Raw genomic sequence first — 19,853 nt, forward strand, 5'->3', positions numbered from 1 at the left:
ATGACCGATACCCCCAGCACTCCTGGCAGCACTCCTGGCAGCGCCCCTGGCGGCACCGGCTTCGCGCCCGTCATCGCCACCCCCCAGGACCGTTTCCTGGGGCTGCGCATCACCCCGCTGACGCGGCGGCGGCTGCAGAATTTCCGGGCCAACCGGCGCGGTTTCTGGTCTTTGTGGATATTCCTCTTCCTGTTCTTCGTCAGCCTGTTCGCCGAGTTCATCGCCAACGACCGGCCGATCCTGGTCTATTACGATGGCGGCCTTTACGCGCCAGTGGTGAAGGCCTATCCGGAAACCACCTTTGGCGGCTTCTTCCCGACCGAGGCGGACTACACCGACCCCGAGGTGATGGCGTTGATCGAGGAGAAGGGCTGGGCGATCTGGCCGCTGATCCCCTACAGCTATGACACGGTGGCGACCGACCTGCCCGGCCCCGCGCCCTCGCCGCCGGACGCCAGGCACTGGCTCGGTACCGACGATCAGGCGCGCGACGTCGCTGCCCGGCTGATCTATGGCTTCCGCCTTTCCGTGCTGTTCGGCCTGACGCTGACCCTGTTCAGCTCCCTGATCGGTATTGCCGCCGGCGCGGTGCAGGGCTTCTTCGGCGGCTGGCTGGACCTGATCTTCCAGCGCTTCATCGAAATCTGGTCGGGCCTGCCGGTGCTCTATCTGCTGATCATCCTGGCCAGCGTGGTGGAGCCGAACTTCTGGTGGCTGCTGATCCTGATGCTGGCCTTTTCCTGGATGGCGCTGGTTGGTGTAGTGCGCGCCGAATTCCTGCGCGCGCGCAATTTCGACTATATCCGCGCTGCCCGCGCGCTGGGCGTGTCCAACGCCGTCATCATGATCCGCCACATGCTGCCCAACGCAATGGTGGCGACGCTGACCTTCATGCCCTTCATCTTGAATGGCTCGATCACCACGCTGACCTCGCTGGACTTCCTGGGCTTCGGCCTGCCGCCGGGATCGGCCTCGCTGGGCGAGCTGCTGGCGCAGGGCAAGGCGAATTTGCAGGCGCCCTGGCTCGGCATCACCGGCTTCATGGTGCTGGCGGTGATGCTGAGCCTGCTGATCTTCGTCGGCGAGGCGGTGCGCGATGCCTTCGACCCGCGGAAGACTCTCCGATGACCGGGCCGATGACCGATAAGCCGCTGCTCCAGGTACATAACCTGTCGGTCGATTTCGCCGTGCAGGGCCGCCGGGTACAGGCGGTAAAGCACATCGCCTTCGAGATCGGCCAGGGCGAGACGGTGGCGCTGGTCGGCGAATCCGGTTCCGGCAAGTCGGTCTCCGCCCTGTCGATCCTGCAGCTGCTGCCCTATCCCACCGCGCAGCATCCCGGCGGCAGCATCCGCTTCGACGGGGTGGAGCTGCTGGGCCAGGACCAGGCGGCGCTGCGCCGGGTGCGCGGCAACGACATTTCGATCATCTTCCAGGAGCCGATGACCTCGCTCAATCCGCTGCACACGGTGGAAAAGCAGATCGGCGAAATCCTGTTCGTGCATCGCGGCCTGACGCGCGACGCCGCCCGGCTGCGCACGCTGGAACTGCTGCGCCAGGTCGGCCTCGACCGCGCGGAGGAGCGGCTGGCCAGCTACACGCCCCAGCTGTCCGGCGGGCAGCGCCAGCGCGGGATGATCGCCATGGCGCTGGCGAACGAGCCGAAGCTCCTGATCGCCGACGAGCCGACGACTGCGCTGGATGTCACCATCCAGGCCCAGATTCTGGCGCTGCTGAAGAAGCTGCAGCGCGAGACCGGCATGTCGATGCTGTTTATCACCCATGACCTTGGCGTGGTGCGCAAGATCGCCGACCGGGTCTATGTGATGACGCAAGGCGAGGTGGTCGAGGAAGGGCCGGTCGCCAGCGTGTTCGACGATCCACAACACGCCTACACAAGGAAGCTGATGGGTGCCGTGCCGAAGGGCGCGCCGCCGCCGGTGCCCGACGGCGCGCCGCTGGTGCTGGAAGGGCGGGATATCCGCGTCTGGTTCCCGGTGAAGCGCGGGCTGCTGCGCCGGACCGTCGGCCATGTGAAGGCGGTGGACGGCGTCGATCTCGATATCCGGCAGGGCGAGACGCTGGGGCTGGTCGGCGAATCCGGCTCCGGCAAGACCACGCTGGGGCTGGCGCTGCTGCGGCTGGAGCGCAGCCAGGGCGCCATCCGCTTCAAGGGGCAGGATATCGCCGGACAGGGCAATGCCGGGATGCGCCCGCTGCGGCGGGAGATGCAGATCGTCTTCCAGGACCCGTTCTCCGCACTCAGCCCGCGCCTGTCGGTCGCCGAGATCGTCGGCGAGGGGTTGTCGGTGCACCGGCTGGCCGATAACGCGGCCGAGCGCGAACGGATGATCTGCCAGGCGCTGGAGGAGGTTGGCCTCGACCCGGCCTGGCGGCACCGCTATCCGCACGAATTTTCCGGTGGGCAGCGCCAGCGCATCGCCATCGCCCGCGCCATGGTGCTGAAGCCGCGCCTGGTGGTGCTGGACGAGCCGACCAGCGCGCTGGACATGAGCGTGCAGGGCCAGATCGTCGATCTGCTGCGCGGGCTGCAGGAACGCCACCGGCTGGCCTATCTGTTCATCAGCCACGATCTGCGCGTGGTGCGCGCCATGGCGCACCGGGTCATCGTGCTGCGCAACGGCAAGGCGGTGGAAACCGGACCGGCGGAGGCGATTTTCGAGACACCGCGCGAAGCCTATACGAAAGCGCTGCTGAAAGCCGCCTTCGATCTGGAAGCGGTAGAGGGGGACGTGTTAAAGACCTGAACAACTTCTTACGGATCGGGGGCTTTAGATCATGGCGCTGTTGTTCAAGTCGAATTCGGATTCCGCGGCACGCTGGGAAAAGGAGCTGCGGGCCCATATCCCCGATCTCGACTTCAGGGTCTGGCCGGATTACGGCGATCCCGCCGATATCGACTTCGCGCTGGTCTGGGGCATGCCCGCCGGCGAGTTCCACAAATTCCCGAATCTGCGCTGCATCGCCTCGCTGGGCGCCGGTGTCGATCACATCTTCCGCGATCCCGACCTGCCGGAGGGAGTGGCGATCACCCGCCTGGTCGATCCCTGGATGGCGCAGGCGATGAGCGAGTATGTGCTGCTGCAGGTGCTGCGCTTCCACCGCCAGGGCGACATCTATGCCCGTCAGCAGGCAGAGAAGAAGTGGGACACGCTGCCCTTCCCGGATACCGCCAAGCGCCGCGTCGGCATTCTGGGTCTCGGCTCGCTGGGCGAGGATGCGGCGAAGAAGATCGCCGCGCTGGGCTTCCCGACCGCCGGCTGGAGCCGCACGCCGAAGCAGATTGCGGGTGTGGAATGCCATAGCGGCCAGGACGGGCTGGAGCCGTTCCTGAAGCGCACCGACATTCTGTGCTGCCTGCTGCCGCTGACGCCGCAGACCGAGAACATCATCGATGCGAAACTGCTGGCGACCCTGCCGGAAGGCGCCTTCATCGTGAATTCCGCGCGCGGCAAGCATGTGGTGGATGAGGACCTGATCGCCGCCCTCGATTCCGGCCATATCGCCGGGGCGGCGCTGGATGTGTTCCGCGAGGAGCCGCTGCCTTCCAGCCACCCCTACTGGACGCATCCGAAGGTGCTGGTCACGCCGCACGCGGCGGCGCTGACCAATCCGCGCACCGGCGCCAAGCAGGTTGCCGACAATATCCTGCGCACCCGCGCCGGCCAGCCGCCGGCCTATGTGGTGGACCGCAGCGCCGGCTACTGATCCTCTTCTTCCTCCCGCGCCGCCGCCGCCAGTGCGCTCTGCCGCGCCAGGCGGCGGATGCGGATCGCGGCATTCAGTTCCGCGCCAAGGATCAGCGTCGCCGCCGACAGATAGAAGAACAGCAGGGTGATGACGATTCCGCCCAGGCTGCCATAGACCACGGCGAAACGCCCGAAGCTGGACAGGTACCAGGAAAAGCCGAACAGCAGGGCGAACCACAAGAGCCCCGCCAGCAGCATGCCCGGCACCACATCGGCCAGACGCTGCGGCACGTTGGGCAGGAAGCGGTACAGCAGCGTCACGCCGGTCAGCACCAGCAGGATGGCGACAACACCCTGCACCGTGCCGACGGCGAACAGGCTGACATCACGCAGGTCGAGCCAGCTGGTCAGCGGCTCCCACAGCAGCGGCAGGAAGACCACGCCGCTCATGGTGAACAGGATGACCAGCGCCGCCGCGATCACGATAATCGCCCCCTGCAACCGCCGCAGCAGGAAGGAGCGCGGCGCCTCCACGTCATAGGCGCTGTTCAGCGCGTCACGCAGCGCCTCGACGCCCGACCCTGCCGTCCACAGCGTTGCCAGCATGGACAGCGTCAGGATGCCGCCCTTGTTGCCCCCCACCACCTCGGTGATCACCGGGCGCAGCGTATCGGCCACCTCGGATGGCAAATTGGCGAGGCTCAGCGAGACGAAATTTAGCGCCTCGGCATTGTTGCCCAGCGCACCGGCTACGGCGGTCAGGAAGATCAGGAAGGGAAACAGGGCGAACAGGCTGCTGAAGGAGATGGCGCTCGCGCGGACCATGCCATCATGCTGCAGGAAGCGGCGCGCGGTATCGATCGGCAGGGCGGAGATAGACTGAAGGCGCCGGAACAGGGGACGGTCGCGCCAGGTTTTGGGCTGGGCGGACTGCTCTTTCACGCGCTAATGCGGCAGGCTCGCCGCTGCCTGGCCCAGGCCGGCCGCGGTGACGGGCGGCTCCATGCCGCCGCTGGCGGCCTGCTGGGCCGCCTCCATCACCTGCCCGGCGAAGTCCGACAGGAAGACCGAGCCCTTCACCGTGCGCTGCACCAGCACGCTGCGCCGGTCGGTCTCGTCGGGCCGCCGCTTCAGCAGGCCAAGCTCGCCCAGCCGGTCCAGCGCGCGCGTCACCGCCGGCTTGGAGATGTTCAGGGTCTGGGCAAGGCCGCGCACCGTGTGCGGCGGCGGCGTCAGATAGACGGTCAGCAGGATGGCCATCTGGCGCGACGACAGGTCAGGCGCGTCCGCCCGCACGCTCTCCAGGAGAGCGCGGCGCCAGAGGTCGAGAGCCTGTGTCTGCGTGATCGTCATGTCGGCGCGGAGACCGTCCTATCGTTACGATAACGTACCGAAGGATAGCCTCTCTTGGCCGAACCGCAAAATGAAATCTTGGCGATATACCCTATGCCGCGCCGTACCTGCCGGCCAGATAGGCGAAAACTGCCCGGATCGTCTGCGCTTCGCCGCCTTCAGGCCGGCCCGGCCTGTCGGACGGGTTCCAGGCATAGACGTCGAAATGCACCCAGGGGGTCGTGTCGGATACGAAATGCTGAAGGAACAGCGCCGCCGTGATCGAGCCGGCGAAACCGCCGCTGCCGGTCGAGGACAGGTCGGCGATCTTGTTCTTCAGCATGCGCTTGTAGGGCTGGTACAGCGGCAGGCGCCAGAACGGATCGGCCTCCTCCTCCGACGCTTCCAGCAATCCCTTCGCCGTCGCCTCGTCATTGCAATAGAAGGCCGGCAGGTCCGGTCCCAGCGCCACCCGGGCGGCGCCGGTCAGGGTGGCGAAGTCGATCAGCAGTTCGGGCTTCTCCGAATCCGCCTCGGCCAGCGCGTCGGCCAGGATCAGACGGCCTTCCGCATCGGTGTTGCCAACCTCGACGCTGAGACCGTTGCGCATCCGGATTATATCCATCGGATGAAAGGCGTTACCGGAGACCGCGTTCTCCACCGCCGGGATCAGCACGCGTAGCCGCACCTTCAGTCCGGCCGCCATGATCATGCGTGCCAGCCCCAGCGCCTGCGCCGCACCGCCCATATCCTTCTTCATCATCAGCATGCCGCTGGACGGCTTCAGGTCGAGCCCGCCGGTATCGAAGCAGACGCCCTTGCCGACCAGCGTGATCTTCGGGTCGCCCTTGGCGCCCCAGCTGAAATCGATCAGCCTTGGCTCCTGCGCGGCGGCCCGCCCCACGGTGTGGATGGCCGGGTAATTATGCTTCAGCAGGGCCTCGCCAACCGTCACCTTCGCCTTGGCCTTGAAGCTGCCGGCGAGAGCAAGCGCCGCCTCGGCCAGCTGCTCCGGCCCCAGATCGCCGGCCGGCGTGTTCACCAGATCGCGCACTTCCGATATGGCGGCGGCCGCGCTCTCGACCCGCTTGCGGTCGGCCCCCGCCGGCCAGACCAGCTCCGGCACCGCGCGGTCATTCTTGCGGTAGCGCGCAAAACGATAGCAGCCGAGCGCCCAGCCGAGCGCCAGGCGGGTCGCCTCGTCCGGCGCCAAGTCGGCCTCCAGCCGGTAGCGCCCGGCGGGTAGGCTGGAGGGCAGCCCCGCCAGTGACCAGACCGTCCAGGGCGCCTCGACGGCGATCACGACTTGCGCCGCGCGGCCTTCTTGCCCATTTATGGCGTGCCCATCAATGGGGGGGAGGAAACCGACCTCGCCGGCTTCGCCCTTGAAGCCGGTTGCCGCCAGCCAGTCCTGCCACCCGGCGGGCTGCTTCTTGAGCCACGCCTTGTAGTCCTTGGTGAAGACCGGCAGCAGGATGCGGGTATCGGCATTGGCACGGTTGGCAAAACAGCTCGGCACGTCGGTTCTCCCGGCTTGAGAAAAATCGGCCGCAAGGATGGCGCGAACCGCGCCGCCTGCAAAGCGTTAAGGATGCGGCGGCGCCATGCCCGGCGCAGGGCCGTGCGGGATGAAGATTGCCTTGGCCGCCATATGACGGCACGGTTAGTGGAAAAGCCTGGCCGCAAGGCCGGGGAGCGAGAGGGGAGCAGAGGAATGAGCAACAGCACGGAGCTTGGCGGCGATATCACGCTCGTCATCGGCAACAAGAATTATTCCTCCTGGTCGCTGCGCGCCTGGCTGGCGCTGAAAATGACCGGTGAGGATTTCACCGAGGAGCTGATTCCCCTCGACCAGGCGAACAGCAAGGAACAGATCCTGCGCCATTCGCCCTCCGGCCAGGTGCCGGTGCTGAAGCGCGGCGATCTCGCCATCTGGGACAGCCTGGCGATCTGCGAATATCTGGCGGAAACCTATCCTGACGCGAAGCTGTGGCCGACCGATCCGGCGGCCCGCGCGGTGGCGCGCGCTGTCTCGACGGAAATGCATTCCGGCTTTGCGGCGCTGCGCCGGAACATGCCGATGGATGCGCGCGAAACCATGCCGGACCGCGGCATGGCGCCGGGCGTGCGGGAGGATATCAACCGCATCAGCGCAATCTGGCGCGATTGCCGCCGTCGTTTCGGAAGCGATACCGGCTTTCTTTTCAGCCATTTCACGATTGCCGATGCGATGTACGCGCCGGTCGTGCTGCGTTTCAATACCTACCGGCCGGAAATCGGCGAGGATGCCCAGGCCTATTGCCAGACCATTCTGGACATGCCGGAGATGCAGGCCTGGATCGCAGCCGCGAAGAAAGAACCCTGGATGATCGAGCAGGAAGTCGCCTGACGGGGACTGAGGCCGCTCGGTTTGATGGAACGATTTGCTGACGGTGCATCACATCCATCCGTCACCCCCGGTCTTGTACCGGGGGTCCATGGTTCAGCCTTCTCAGGCCGGGCCATTGCAAGCCGAAGCCTGGATTCCCGCAACAAGTGCGGGAATGACGGACGGGGAAATCCGAAAGGCTGCACTCAAACCGAAATAGTGCCGAATTTCACGATCAGAGTGCGCTGAACAGGAGATATCTTCGGCCGCTTACTGGGTGCGGGGGGCGGCTTCCGCATCCGCCGGCAGGCGGCCCGCCTCGCGGTAGAAGCGCTCCGCACCCGGATGCAAAGGCACCGGCACGCCCTCCAGCGCGCTTTCAAGCCGGATGAGTTTCCCGGCCGCATGGCCGCGATCCAGCGTGGCCCGCGAATTCTCGTGCCACAGCGCGCGGGTGATCTGATAGACGAGGTCCGCCTCGACCTCCGCCGAGACCAGCCACAGCGCGGCAACGGTCAGCGTCTCCGTGGCCGGCAGCCCCTCATAGGCCTCCGCCGGGATCGTGCCGGCCTTGAAGAACGGGTAGTCCTTCAGCACCTTCTCCACCGCCGGGCCGGCCAGCGGCACGAGGCGCACCGGAATCCGGCCCGCCAGCTCGGCAATCGCCGCGGCAGGGGCCCCGGCAATCAGGAACAGCGCATCGATCTCGCCCTCGACCAGCCGGTCAACCGAGGCACCCGGCTGCAGATAGACCGGTTTCACGCTCTTTTCGGTCAGCCCATGCGCCTTCAGCAGGATCAGGCTGTCCACCAGCGTGCCCGAGCCTTTCTCGCCCAGCGAGACGCGCTTGCCGCGCAGATCCTTGATCGTTTCGATACCGGAATCGGCGCGCACCACCAGATGCACCGTCTCGTGATACAGGCTGGCGATGGCGCGCAGCTTGTCGCCGCCCTTCTCGCCCTTGAAGATGCCGGTGCCGTTCAGCGCGGCATAGGCGATATCGGCCTGGCTGAGGCCGGATTCGACCTCGCCCCTGGCGATCTGCCGGACATTCTCCACCGAGCCGCCGGTCGTCTTGGCCAGCGCGATCAGGCCGGGCACGCCACAGCTGCCGCCCCGGTCGCAGGGCCGCGCGCCGGGTGGGCTGCTGATCACATTGGCGATCGAGGTCCCGATCGGGAAATAGGAGCCGCCGGTCGAGCCAGTGGCGATGCGGAAGAACTTGGCCTCCTGCGCCCGCACGGAATCGCCGGCACCGAACAGGAAGGCGCTGACCGCCAGTGTCACCAGACCGACGGCGAGCAGGCCGAGCAGTCCGAACCCGGTCAGCCGGAACACACGCGTCGAGACCCACCCGCGCGCGCTGCGGGGGCTGGCAATCGTCCGGTCGGTCTCTGGCATGCGGTCCATAACGGGGGTTCTCCGTATCCTCGCCCCGGTGAAATGCCTCAACTGGCACAGCACGGGCTATGCCATTACACTTCCACTCCTTGACGAGGATATGGCGGGCTTCGATAAAAAAGGCTTAACAGAGAGACCAATTGTCAGGAATGCTGACAAAAGCCAGCCCGCTATCCGCGACAAAACGCCGCATCTTCTCTAAGCCTGTGTAATCGCTCGTTCGACGCGCGGGTAATAGAGCGCCATCGTCACCCCCCGCGCCACCTGGAAGCCCATGAAGGCGACCCACAGGCCGGTATTGCCCCAGAGCGGGATCAGCGCCTCCCCCAGCGCCACACACAGCGCCAGACAGGCGATCATCGCATTGCGCACTTCCACGGTGCGCGTGGCGCCCAGGAAGATACCGTCGAAGGTATAGCCCCAGACCGACAGCAGCGGCGCCGCAATGGCCCAGGGCAGCAGGGCATAGGCGGCCAGCCGGACCGCCTCGATACCGGTCAGCACACGCACCAGCGCCGGCCCCACGGCCAGCCAGGCCAGCGCGAACAGCACGGCGAAGATCAGCGCCCACAGGAAACAGGTGCGCACCGCGCGGCGCACCTCCGCCCGGTCGCGGCTGCCGACGGCGCGACCGACCAGCACTTCGGCGGCATGGGCGAAGGCATCCAGCGCATAGGCCATGATCGACTGGAACTGCAGCATGATGGCGTTGGCGGCGAGCGTGATGTCGCCCATCGACGCGCCCTTGGCGGTGAAATAGCCGAAGGCGGTCAGCAGGCACAGCGTGCGGATGAAAATATCACGGTTCACCTTCACCATCTGCCTGAGCCGCACGGCATCGAGGATGAGGGCGCGGCGGAAACTGCCGCCCATTTCCGCCAGCAGCCGGCGCATGACGAGAAGGCCGAGCGCCAGCCCGGCATATTCGGCAATCACGCTGGCCGCCGCGACGCCCTCCACGCCCCAGCCGAAGCCCAGCACGAACAGCAGGTCGAGCACCAGGTTCACGAGGTTCATCGCGACCTGCATGAGCAGCGTCACCCGCGCCTTCTGCAGCGCCAGGAACCAGCCGATCAGCGCGAATTTGGCCAGCGCCGCCGGCGCCGACCAGATGCGGATCTCGAAATAGGCGGCGGCCTCGGCGCTGACATCGGCGCTGGCGTCGATCGCCCACAGGGCCAGCGACAGGATCGGCACCTGCAGGGCGATGGCCGCCAGCCCCAGCGATCCTGCCAGCAGAAGCGCGCGCGCCAGGGTGGAACGCACCTCGTCGGTATCGCCGGCCCCGGCTGCCTGCGCCGCCAGGCCGGTCGTGCCCATGCGCAGGAAGCCGAAGCTCCAGAACAGATAGTTGAACACCAGCGCGCCGACCGCGACCGCACCGATATAGTGCGGCGAGGACAGATGCCCGACCACCGCCGTATCGACCACGCCGATCAGCGGCACGGTGATGTTGGACAGGATGATCGGCCCGGCCAGCGCCCAGACGCGGCGGTTCATGTCGGTCGGGGCACCCGCGGGTTCTGGGTCTGGCTGGCGCATGCTGGCTGGGTCGCTGGCTGGCATCGGAAAGGGCCGTGATCCTACGCCGGGGGAGACCGGTCCGCCTAGCGCCGACATCAGCATCGCCCCGGTACGACTGCGCTACAGGCTTGCAATCTCCAGCGGACAGGCGGATGCTCCCGCCGCTTCGGGATCACTGCCGGGTCTGGACTCTTGTCCCCTGCTCTCAATCTGCGTCCCATCCTGTTCGTGCTGGGCTGGCTGCTGACGGTTCTGGGCGCCGCCATGCTGATTCCCGTTATCGTCGATCTGGCGGACGGCAACAGGGACTGGACCAGCTTCCTCGCCTCCGCCGTCATCACCGGCTTCGTCGGGGTCAGCCTCGTGCTGACCACGCGCGGCATGCCGCTGGTGCTACGTCGGCAGCAGGCCTTCCTGCTGACCACACTGGCCTGGGTGACCAGCGCCTTCTTCTCGGCGCTGCCCTTCATGCTGTCGGACTACCGCCTGGACCTGGCCGACGCGCTGTTCGAGACGGTATCCGGCCTGACCACCACCGGCTCCACGGTGATGACCGGGCTGGACGAGGCACCGCCGGGCCTGTTGCTTTGGCGCTCCCTGCTGCAATGGATGGGCGGCATCGGGATCATCGGCATGAGCATGGTGATCTTCCCGTTCCTGCGCATCGGCGGCATGCAGCTGTTCAAAACCGAATCCTCCGATACCTCCTCGGAGAAGATCCTGCCCTCGGTCGGACGTCTTGGCATCGCCATCGGCCTGGTCTATCTGGGCCTGACGGTCCTGTGCCTGCTGGCCTACTGGGCCGCCGGGATGAGCGGCTTCGATGCGGTGAACCACGCCATGACGACGCTGTCCACCGGCGGCTATTCCACCCATGACAGCTCCTTCGGTTATTTCGAGGAAGTGTCGATCCACTGGATCGCCGTGATCTTCATGGCCGCCGGCGCGCTGCCCTTCGCGCTCTATATCGGCGCCATCATGGGCAAGCCGACGCTGCTGCTGCGCGACCGGCAGGTCCGTGCCTTTCTGCTGTTCCTGGTGTTGGTCTGCCTGTCCATCGCGCTGTGGCTGACAGCGACCCAGGACATACCCTTCGACGAGGCGCTGACCCTGGCCAGCTTCAACGTCACCTCGGTCGTCACCACCACCGGCTTCGCGTCCGACGATTATTCGCTGTGGGGCGGCTATGTCGTGGTGTTCATGTTCCTGCTGATGACCGTGGGCGGCTGCACCGGCTCCACCACCGGCGGCATCAAGATGTTCCGCCTCGACATTGCGGTGAAGCTGTTCGGCAGCTATGTGCGCAGCCTGATCCTGCCGCACAGCGTGAATGTGCCGTTCTATCGCGGCACGCCGATCACCGACGATCTGGCGCGCGCCGTGCTGCTGTACATCTTCATGTTCGCGGCCAGCTGCGTGGCCCTGTCGGTGGCGCTGACCTTGTTCGGGCTGGATGCGCTGACCGCCTCCACCGCCGCCATCCAGGCCATCGGCAATGTCGGCCCCGGCCTCGGCCCGGTGGTCGGCCCGGCGGGCAATTTCGCCACCATCCCGGATGGCGCGAAATGGCTGCTGTCCTTCGGCATGCTGCTGGGGCGGCTGGAGTTCTTCACCGTGCTGGTGCTGTTCAGCCGGCGTTTCTGGGTCGCCTGACGGCAACCGACCGCCCGCCTTCTTCGTTTCACTCATTCCCGCGCCCATTGCGCCCGCGACCGCGAGGCCGCACCATGATTGCTGTACAACCCGGAAGGACGCACGCCTCATGACCTTCGACGTCACGAGCATCTTCATCCTGCTGACCGTGGTGATGGCGCTGTTCATCTGGGGCCGCTGGCGCTTCGATATCGTCGCCTTCGCGGCGCTGATGGTGGCGACGGTGCTGGGGCTGGTACCGGCGGACGAGGCCTTCATGGGCTTCGGCCATCCGGCCACCGTGACCGTGGCTGCCGTGCTGATCATTAGCCGTGCTCTGTCCAATTCCGGCGTGGTGGACATGCTGACCAATGCGATCCAGCCGGCGACGCGCACCAACGTCACCCATATCTCCGCCTTCTCCGGGCTGGCGGCGCTGCTGTCGGCAATGATGAACAATGTCGGCGCGCTGGCCCTGATGATGCCGGCGGCCATCCAGTCGGCCCTAAACGCCAAGCGATCCCCGGCGACGATCCTGATGCCACTCTCCTTCGCCTCGATCCTGGGCGGGCTGGTGACGCTGATCGGCACGCCGCCCAACATCATCATCGCCACCTACAGAGCTGACAGCGGCGACGGTCCCTTCACCATGTTCGACTTCACGCCGGTGGGCGGGCTGGTGGCATTGGCCGGCATTGCCTTTGTCGCCACAATCGGCTGGCGGCTGATCCCGAAGGAAAGGCGGTCCGCAGCCAGTTCGATGGACCTGTTTGACATTGAAAATTACGTTGCCGAAATGAATGTCGGCGAGAAGTCGAAAGTGGTTGGCCGCAGCTTCCAGGAGCTGGAAAAGGATATCGAGGAGATCGACGCCATCCTGATCGGGCTGGCGCGCGGCAACCGGTTCGTGCTGGCCGCCCGGCGCGACGAGGTGCTGCATGCCGGCGACGTGCTGCTGGTCGAGGCCGCGCCCGACGCCATCGGCAAGGTCGCTGACGCCCTGAAGCTGACCCTGCCGGGCACGCCGGAAGATGAAGAGGAAAAGGAAGAGGTTGAGGGCGAGAAGGCACCACGCGAAGATCGGCTGCGCCGCCAGGACATGACGCTGGTGGAGGCGGTTGTGGCGCAGGATTCACCGCTGATCGGCCAGACCCCCGCCTCCATGCGCATGCGCCGCCGGTTCAGCGTCAATCTGCTGGCGGTCTCCCGGCAGGGCCGACCCTATCGCGGGCGGCTGCGCTCCTTCCGGTTCCAGGTCGGCGACGTGCTGCTGCTGCAGGGCGAAAGCGACCGGCTGCCCGACATTGTGCAGCAGCTGGGCGGTCTGCCGCTGGCGCCACGCAAGCTGCAAGGCGGCAGCCGGCGGCTGGCGCTGCTGACGGTCGGCCTGTTCGCCGGTGCCGTTGCTGCCGCCGCTGTCGGGCTGATCGGCTTGCCCGTCGCCTTCGGCATTGCAGCGCTGGCTATGGTGGCCTTCGGCGCGGTCCGGCCGCGGGAGATCTATGAGAGCGTGGACTGGCCGATCATCGTGCTGCTGGGCGCGATGATCCCCATCGGCACCGCGATGGAAACAAGCGGCGCGGCGGAATTGCTGGCGGAATGGCTGATCCATGCCACTTTCGGCGCGCCCGCGGTGGTGACCCTGACGCTGTTGATGGTGCTGACCATGTGCCTCAGCGACATCATGAACAATGCCGCGACCGCGCTGGTGATGGCGCCGATCAGCGTCAGCGTCGCGCAGGCGCTGGACGTCAATCCCGACCCGTTCCTGATGGCGGTGGCGATTGCCGCTTCCTGCGCCTTCCTGACTCCCATCGGCCATCAGAACAACGCGCTGATCCTGGGCCCCGGCGGATACAAGTTCAGCGATTACTGGCGCATGGGCCTGCCGCTGGAAGTGCTGATCCTTATCGTGTCGATTCCGGCGCTGCTGTTCTTCTGGCCGCTGTGAGGGGGAAGTTCTCTTTCGCCCTGAGAAACCCGCTTCAGCAGGCGTCAGCAAAGGACAAAGAAAAACCCTCTCCCCTTGCGGGAGAGGGTGCGAGCGTCAGCGAGCGGGTGAGGGGGCGGCTCCGCCCATGCAATCACCCCTCACCCAGCATCGCCTAATCTCGCCGCTGGCTCGATAAGGCGGATGCATCCCTCTCCCGCAAGGGGAGAGGGTTCTATGCTCAGATGTGGATGGGTCGGCCGTGGACCGCCAGCGCCGCTTCCTTCACCGCCTCGTTTAGCGTCGGGTGGCCGTGGCAGGTCATGGCGATGTCCTCGGCGGAAGCGCCGAAGGCCATGGCGGTGGCGACCTCATGGATCAGCGTGCCGGCCTCGGCGCCCAGTATGTGGCAGCCCAGCACCCGGTCGGTCTTCGCGTCGGCCAGGATCTTCACCAGACCGTCGGTCATGTTCATGGCGCGCGCGCGGCCATTGGCCGTGAAGGGGAACTTGCCGACCTTGTAGTCGATTTTGGCCGCCTTCAGCTCCTCCTCGGTCTTGCCGATGGAGGCGACTTCCGGCCAGGTATAGACGATGCCCGGTACGAGGTCGTAATCCACATGGGCGGCCTCGCCGGCCATGATCTCGACGGCGGCGATGCCGTCCTCCTCCGCCTTGTGCGCCAGCATCGGCCCCGGAATCGCATCGCCGATGGCGTAGATGCCGTTCACGCTGGTCTGGTAATCCTCATCGACCTGGATGAAGCCGCGCTTGTCCATCGCCACGCCGAGCTTGTCGAGGCCGAGGCCCTGGGTGTAGGGGCGGCGGCCGATGGCGACCAGGACCACATCGGCCTTCAGTTCCTCGGCCTTGCCGCCGGCAGCGGGCTCGACCGTCAGGGTGACGCCGGTCTTCGCCTTCTTGGCGCCGGTAACCTTGCTGCCCAGCATGAACTTGAAGCCCTGCTTGGTCAGCACGCGCTGGAACTGCTTGCCGATATCGCCATCCATGGTGGGGACGATGCGGTCGAGGAATTCGACAACGGTCACCTCGGCACCGAGACGGCGCCAGACCGAGCCCATCTCCAGCCCGATCACGCCGCCGCCGATGACCACCAGGTGCTTCGGCACGCTGGTGAGGTCCAGCGCCCCGGTGGAGGTGACGATCTGCTTTTCGTCGATCTCCACACCCGGCAGCGGGGTCGATTCCGAACCGGTGGCGATCAGGATCTTGCCGGCCTTCAGCGTGCGGGTCTTGCCGTCGTCCGCCGTCACCAGCACCTCGCCGGCCTTCGGGATGGAACCGGTACCGACGACCTGCTCGATCTTGTTCTTCTTGAACAGGAAGGCGACGCCATTGACGTTGGAGGCAACGACACCGTCCTTGTGCGCCATCATCTGCGTCATGTTCAGCTTCGGCTTGCCGACATCGACGCCGAAGGCAGCAAGCCCGTCTACCGCCTCGTGATACTTCTCCGAGGCGGCCAGCAGGGCCTTGGACGGGATACAGCCGATATTCAGGCAGGTGCCGCCCAGCGTGGCGCGCTTCTCCACGCAGGCGACCTTCATGCCGAGCTGTGCGGCGCGGATTGCCGCCACATAGCCGCCGGGGCCGCTGCCGATCACCACAAGGTCGAAGCTGTCAGCCATGATGGTTCCTTAAGAGTTCCGTAAGCCGATTACATGTCCAGCAGCAGGCGCTGCGGGTCTTCCACGGCATCCTTCAGGCGCACCAGGAAGGTGACCGCCTCGCGGCCGTCGATGATGCGGTGGTCATAGCTGAGCGCCACATACATCATCGGCCGGATCTCGACCTTGTCGCCGATCGCCATCGGGCGCTTCTGGATCTTGTGCATGCCCAGGATGCCAGACTGCGGCGGGTTCAGGATCGGCGTGGACATCAGCGAGCCATAGACGCCGCCATTGGAGATGGTGAAGGTGCCGCCCGACATGTCCTCCAGCGACAGCTTGCCGTCGCGGGCCTTCACGCCCAGCTCGTTGATCGCCTTCTCGACACCGGCGAAGGACAGGTGATCCGCCCCGCGCAGCACCGGCACCACCAGACCCTGCGGCGTGCCGACGGCAACGCCGATGTCGTAGTAGTTCTTGTAGATGATGTCGTCGCCGTCGATCTCGGCATTCACCGCCGGCAGCTCCTTCAGCGCGGCGATGGCGGCCTTCACGAAGAAGGACATGAAGCCCAGCTTCACGCCGTGCTTCTTCTCGAACTCGTCCTTGAACTGGTTGCGCAGCGCCATGACGTTCGTCATGTCGATCTCGTTGAAGGTGGTCAGCATCGCCGCCGTGTTCTGCGCCTCCTTCAGGCGCTGGGCGATACGCTGGCGCAGGCGCGTCATGCGCACCCGCTCCTCATCCTCACGGTCGGTGCGCGGGGCCTTCGGGGCCGCCGGGGCAGCGCCGCTGGCAGCCGGGGCGCCATAGGTCACCTTGGCGGTGCCGGCCTCGATGGCCTTCTGCACATCTTCCTTCACCAGGCGGCCATCTTTGCCGGAGGCTTGAATCTTGCGCGGATCGAGATTGTGCTCGTCGATCAGCTTCTTCACCGCAGGCGACAGCACCTTGTCGTAGGTGGCAGACGCCGGAGCGGCAGCAGCCGGGGCCGGGGCAGGTGCCGGCTTCGGCGCGGCGGGAGCCGCCGCAGGCGCGGGAGCTGCCTTGGCCTCTTCCTTCTTCGGCTCTTCCTTGGCAGCCGGCTTGCCGGCGGCAGGAGCGGCGGTCGCCTTCTCGTCGATGGTGCCGAGCAGGGCGCCGACCTCGACATTGGCGCCTTCTTTCACGGCGATTTCGGCCAGCACGCCGGCGGCGGAGGCGTTCACCTCCAGCGTCACCTTGTCGGTCTCAAGCTCGACCAGCGGCTCGTCCATGGCGACGGCGTCGCCCACCTTCTTCATCCATTTGGCGACAGTCGCCTCGGTGACCGATTCGCCCAGCGTCGGAACCTTGATTTCGGTGGCCATGCCTTCTCCGCTTCGTTGGCCGGCCCCTCCATGTGGGAGAGGGCCGGTTTGCCTGTCCTGCGGCGCCTATCTGACGCCGATACCCGTTGCGCCGGTCAGAGCTTGCCCGTCAGGGCCTCTTCCACCAGCTTCGCCTGCTCCATATTGTGCCGCTTCAGCAGACCGGTCGCGGTCGCCGCCGCCGCCGGCCGGCCGACATAGACCGGGCGCTTGTGCTTGGCACCGATCTCGGTCAGCACCGCCTCGATCTTGCGGTCCACGAAGGTCCAGGAACCCATGTTCTCCGGCTCTTCCTGGCACCAGACCACCTCGGCCTTCGGGAAGCGCTTCAGCTCCGCCGCCAGCGCCTTGTGCGGGAACGGATAGAGCTGCTCAAGGCGCAGGAAGAACACGTCCTTGATGCCGCGCTTCGCCCGCTCCTCATACAGGTCGTAATAGACCTTGCCGGAGCACAGCACGACGCGCTTCACATCCTTGTCGTCGCACAATACCTCGTTGTCGTAGAGCACCCGGTGGAAGGTTGTGCCCTCAGCCATGTCGGCCAGGGTGGAGACCGCCAGCTTGTGCCGCAGCAGCGACTTCGGCGTCATGATGATCAGCGGCTTGCGGAACTTCCGGTGCAGCTGACGGCGCAGGGCGTGGAAGTAGTTCGCCGGGGTGGTGATGTTCACCACCTGCATGTTGTCTTCCGCGCACTGCTGGAGATAGCGCTCCAGCCGGGCCGAGGAATGTTCCGGCCCCTGGCCCTCATAGCCGTGCGGCAACAGCATGACCAGACCCGACATGCGCAGCCACTTGTTCTCGCCGGAGCTGATGAACTGGTCGATGACGACCTGCGCGCCGTTGGCGAAATCGCCGAACTGCGCTTCCCACAGCACCAGGGCCCGCGGCTCCGACAGGGTGTAGCCGTACTCGAAGCCCAGCACCGACATTTCGGCCAGCGGGCTGTCGATCACCTCGAACTGCGCCTGGTTTTCCGACAGGTTCGCCAGCGGGATGTAGCGCTCCTCGGTCTTCTGGTCGATGACCACGGCATGGCGCTGCGAGAAGGTGCCACGGCCGCTGTCCTGGCCGGACAGGCGCACCGGATAGCCCTCAGTCAGCAGCGTGCCGAAGGCCAGAGCCTCGCCGGTCGCCCAGTCGAGATTCTCGCCAGCTTCCAGGCGCTTCTTGCGGTCTTCCATCTGGCGGACCAGCTTGCGGTTCGCCTCGACGCCCTCAGGAATCTCGCACAGCTTCAGGCCGATCTCGCGCAGCTTTTCCAGCGGCACCGCCGTCTCGCCACGCCGGTCATCGCCCGATGCCGTCTCCATGCCGGCCCACGCGCCTTCCAGCCAGTCCGCCTTGTTCGGCTTGTAGCTGTTGGCCGCCTGGAATTCCTCCTCCAGATGGGCCATGAAGTCCTTCTCGACCTGATCGGCCTCGTCCTGCGTCAGCAGCTTTTCCTCGACCAGGCGCTGGGCATAGAGCTTGCGCACCGAGGTGTGCTGGCCGATGGCGTCGTACATCAGCGGCTGGGTGTAGGCCGGCTCGTCGCCTTCGTTATGGCCGAAGCGGCGGTAGCAGAACATGTCGATGACCACGTCGCTGCCGAATTCCTGGCGGAACTCGGTGGCGATGCGGGCGACATGGACGACCGATTCCGGGTCGTCGCCATTCACATGGAAGATCGGCGCCTCGACCATCTTCGCCACATCGCTCGGATAGGGCGAGGAGCGCGAATAGGCCGGGCTGGTGGTGAAGCCGATCTGGTTGTTGATGATCAGGTGAAGGGTGCCGCCGGTGCGGTAGCCCTTCAGCTCCGACATGCCGAAACATTCGGCCACGATGCCCTGGCCGGCGAAGGCGGCATCGCCGTGGATCAGCAGGCCCAGCACCTTGCGGCGCTCGGTGTCCTTCAGCTGCGTCTGCTTGGCGCGCACCTTGCCCAGCACCACCGCATCGACGACTTCCAGATGCGAGGGGTTGGCGGTCAGCGACAGATGCACCGACTTGCCGTCGAACTCGCGGTCGGTCGAGGTGCCGAGATGGTACTTCACGTCGCCCGAGCCCTGCACATCCGACGGGTTCGCCGGGTTGCCCTGGAACTCCGAGAAGACCGCGCGGAACGGCTTGCCCATGAAATTGGTCAGCACGTTCAGGCGGCCGCGATGGGCCATTCCGACGACGATCTCCTGCACGCCGAGCTGACCGCCGCGCTTGACGATCTGCTCCAGCGCCGGAATCGCCGCCTCGCCGCCATCCAGGCCGAAGCGCTTGGTGCCGGTGTACTTCACATGCAGGAAGCGCTCGAAGGATTCGGCCGCGGTCAGCCGCTCCAGGATCGCCTTCTTGCCGTTCTCGGTGAATTCGGTGTGGTTGCGGATGCCCTCGATGCGCTCCTGCAGCCAGGCCTTCTTCGCCGGGTCGGAAATATGGGTGTATTCGACGCCGATATTGCCGCAATAGGTGTCGCGCAGGATCGACATGATCTCGCGCAGCGACGCCTTTTCCCGGCCCAGCACATTGGCCAGGAAGATCGGCCGGTCCATGTCGGCCTCGGTGAAGCCGAAATGCGCGGGGTCGAGCTCCGGATGCGGGAAGCGCGTGCCGGCAAGGCCCAGCGGGTCGAGATTGGACACCAGATGGCCGCGCGCCCGGTAGGCGCGGATGATCATCAGCGCCCGGATCGAATCCATGGCCGCGGCCTTGACCTCCGCCTCGGACATTGCCGGGGCGGCGCCATTCGCCTTCCCCTTGACCGGCTTTGCCGCTTCGGGGTCTGGCACGCCGATAATGCGGGTGCGGTCCTTTGACCAGCTCGGCTGTTCGACCGCGACGCCATTGGCCTCGGTCAGTTCGCCGAACACGGCCTGCCAGCTGGCATCCACCGAGCCGGGATTGTCCAGGTACCGGGCGTACAGCTCGGCGATGAATGGCGCGTTCGCGCCGGAGAAAACGGAATCGATATCGATGCTATTTGCCATGGCGCCTTGTGGCG

14 protein-coding genes are annotated in these 19,853 nt (G+C 66.1%); 6 read left to right on the forward strand and 8 right to left on the reverse strand.

Annotated features, from left to right (window positions below; all coding sequences use genetic code 11):
- Genes P24_RS02135 through P24_RS02145 form a run of 3 tightly spaced genes read left to right on the forward strand, consistent with a single transcriptional unit; the run spans position 1 to position 3,729 of the window.
- On the forward strand, positions 1-1,128 hold the full coding sequence (locus tag P24_RS02135) for an ABC transporter permease (RefSeq protein WP_008943047.1): 1,128 nt from the start codon (positions 1-3) through the stop codon (positions 1,126-1,128).
- Between the two features lie 8 nt (positions 1,129-1,136).
- Positions 1,137-2,768: an ABC transporter ATP-binding protein gene (locus P24_RS02140; protein WP_156816136.1), complete on the forward strand. Its 1,632-nt coding sequence runs from the start codon at positions 1,137-1,139 to the stop codon at positions 2,766-2,768.
- A gap of 31 nt (positions 2,769-2,799) precedes the next feature.
- The gene (locus P24_RS02145) at positions 2,800-3,729 is read left to right on the forward strand and encodes a 2-hydroxyacid dehydrogenase (protein ID WP_008943049.1); all 930 of its coding nucleotides are present in this window, start codon (positions 2,800-2,802) and stop codon (positions 3,727-3,729) included.
- Here P24_RS02145 and P24_RS02150 read toward each other — a convergent pair.
- The 3 genes from P24_RS02150 to P24_RS02160 all read right to left on the reverse strand — a co-directional run bounded on the left by P24_RS02150 (position 3,723) and on the right by P24_RS02160 (position 6,561).
- On the reverse strand, positions 3,723-4,652 hold the full coding sequence (locus tag P24_RS02150) for a YihY/virulence factor BrkB family protein (protein WP_008943050.1): 930 nt from the start codon (positions 4,650-4,652) through the stop codon (positions 3,723-3,725). The genes P24_RS02145 and P24_RS02150 overlap by 7 nt on opposite strands.
- A gap of 3 nt (positions 4,653-4,655) precedes the next feature.
- Positions 4,656-5,063 (reverse strand): MarR family transcriptional regulator, encoded by a 408-nt coding sequence (locus P24_RS02155; protein ID WP_008943051.1) that lies wholly within the window; start codon positions 5,061-5,063, stop codon positions 4,656-4,658.
- Between the two features lie 91 nt (positions 5,064-5,154).
- Positions 5,155-6,561, reverse strand: a complete 1,407-nt coding sequence (locus tag P24_RS02160) for a leucyl aminopeptidase family protein (protein ID WP_008943052.1) — start codon at positions 6,559-6,561, stop codon at positions 5,155-5,157.
- Between the two features lie 195 nt (positions 6,562-6,756).
- Between P24_RS02160 and P24_RS02165 the strand changes: the two genes are divergently transcribed.
- On the forward strand, positions 6,757-7,431 hold the full coding sequence (locus P24_RS02165; protein ID WP_008943053.1) for a glutathione S-transferase family protein: 675 nt from the start codon (positions 6,757-6,759) through the stop codon (positions 7,429-7,431).
- A 249-nt stretch (positions 7,432-7,680) separates the two neighbouring features.
- On the opposite strand, the gene P24_RS02170 is transcribed toward P24_RS02165, so the two are convergent.
- Entirely contained in the window at positions 7,681-8,820 is a 1,140-nt protein-coding gene (locus tag P24_RS02170; protein ID WP_008943054.1) for a TAXI family TRAP transporter solute-binding subunit, read from the reverse strand.
- Between the two features lie 189 nt (positions 8,821-9,009).
- Positions 9,010-10,311, reverse strand: a complete 1,302-nt coding sequence (locus P24_RS02175; RefSeq protein ID WP_008943055.1) for an MATE family efflux transporter — start codon at positions 10,309-10,311, stop codon at positions 9,010-9,012.
- A 216-nt stretch (positions 10,312-10,527) separates the two neighbouring features.
- Between P24_RS02175 and P24_RS02180 the strand changes: the two genes are divergently transcribed.
- Together P24_RS02180 and P24_RS02185 are read left to right on the forward strand one after the other, a co-directional pair.
- Positions 10,528-11,988: a TrkH family potassium uptake protein gene (locus P24_RS02180; protein WP_008943056.1), complete on the forward strand. Its 1,461-nt coding sequence runs from the start codon at positions 10,528-10,530 to the stop codon at positions 11,986-11,988.
- A 109-nt stretch (positions 11,989-12,097) separates the two neighbouring features.
- Positions 12,098-13,918: an SLC13 family permease gene (locus tag P24_RS02185; protein WP_008943057.1), complete on the forward strand. Its 1,821-nt coding sequence runs from the start codon at positions 12,098-12,100 to the stop codon at positions 13,916-13,918.
- Positions 13,919-14,138: 220 nt separating this feature from the next.
- Here the strand turns inward: P24_RS02185 and lpdA are convergent, their stop codons facing one another.
- From lpdA to P24_RS02200, 3 genes are all read right to left on the reverse strand, one after another.
- The gene (gene lpdA / locus P24_RS02190) at positions 14,139-15,545 is read right to left on the reverse strand and encodes a dihydrolipoyl dehydrogenase (RefSeq protein WP_008943058.1); all 1,407 of its coding nucleotides are present in this window, start codon (positions 15,543-15,545) and stop codon (positions 14,139-14,141) included.
- Between the two features lie 29 nt (positions 15,546-15,574).
- Entirely contained in the window at positions 15,575-16,873 is a 1,299-nt protein-coding gene (gene odhB / locus P24_RS02195) for a 2-oxoglutarate dehydrogenase complex dihydrolipoyllysine-residue succinyltransferase (protein WP_008943059.1), read from the reverse strand.
- Between the two features lie 95 nt (positions 16,874-16,968).
- Positions 16,969-19,839, reverse strand: a complete 2,871-nt coding sequence (locus tag P24_RS02200; RefSeq protein ID WP_008943060.1) for a 2-oxoglutarate dehydrogenase E1 component — start codon at positions 19,837-19,839, stop codon at positions 16,969-16,971.
- Positions 19,840-19,853 lie beyond the last annotated feature (14 nt).

The organism is Oceanibaculum indicum P24 (assembly GCF_000299935.1).
GTDB lineage: Bacteria > Pseudomonadota > Alphaproteobacteria > Oceanibaculales > Oceanibaculaceae > Oceanibaculum > Oceanibaculum indicum.

What these genes read in the sequence shown, in the direction of transcription:
- P24_RS02135 (WP_008943047.1), top strand. Translation starts at nt 1, where the DNA reads ATGACCGATACCCCCAGCACTCCTGGCAGCACTCCTGGCAGCGCCCCT.
- P24_RS02140 (WP_156816136.1), top strand. Translation starts at nt 1,137, where the DNA reads ATGACCGATAAGCCGCTGCTCCAGGTACATAACCTGTCGGTCGATTTC.
- P24_RS02145 (WP_008943049.1), top strand. Translation starts at nt 2,800, where the DNA reads ATGGCGCTGTTGTTCAAGTCGAATTCGGATTCCGCGGCACGCTGGGAA.
- P24_RS02155 (WP_008943051.1), bottom strand. Translation starts at nt 5,063, where the DNA reads ATGACGATCACGCAGACACAGGCTCTCGACCTCTGGCGCCGCGCTCTC.
- P24_RS02165 (WP_008943053.1), top strand. Translation starts at nt 6,757, where the DNA reads ATGAGCAACAGCACGGAGCTTGGCGGCGATATCACGCTCGTCATCGGC.
- P24_RS02170 (WP_008943054.1), bottom strand. Translation starts at nt 8,820, where the DNA reads ATGGACCGCATGCCAGAGACCGACCGGACGATTGCCAGCCCCCGCAGC.
- P24_RS02175 (WP_008943055.1), bottom strand. Translation starts at nt 10,311, where the DNA reads ATGAACCGCCGCGTCTGGGCGCTGGCCGGGCCGATCATCCTGTCCAAC.
- P24_RS02185 (WP_008943057.1), top strand. Translation starts at nt 12,098, where the DNA reads ATGACCTTCGACGTCACGAGCATCTTCATCCTGCTGACCGTGGTGATG.
- lpdA (WP_008943058.1), bottom strand. Translation starts at nt 15,545, where the DNA reads ATGGCTGACAGCTTCGACCTTGTGGTGATCGGCAGCGGCCCCGGCGGC.
- odhB (WP_008943059.1), bottom strand. Translation starts at nt 16,873, where the DNA reads ATGGCCACCGAAATCAAGGTTCCGACGCTGGGCGAATCGGTCACCGAG.
- P24_RS02200 (WP_008943060.1), bottom strand. Translation starts at nt 19,839, where the DNA reads ATGGCAAATAGCATCGATATCGATTCCGTTTTCTCCGGCGCGAACGCG.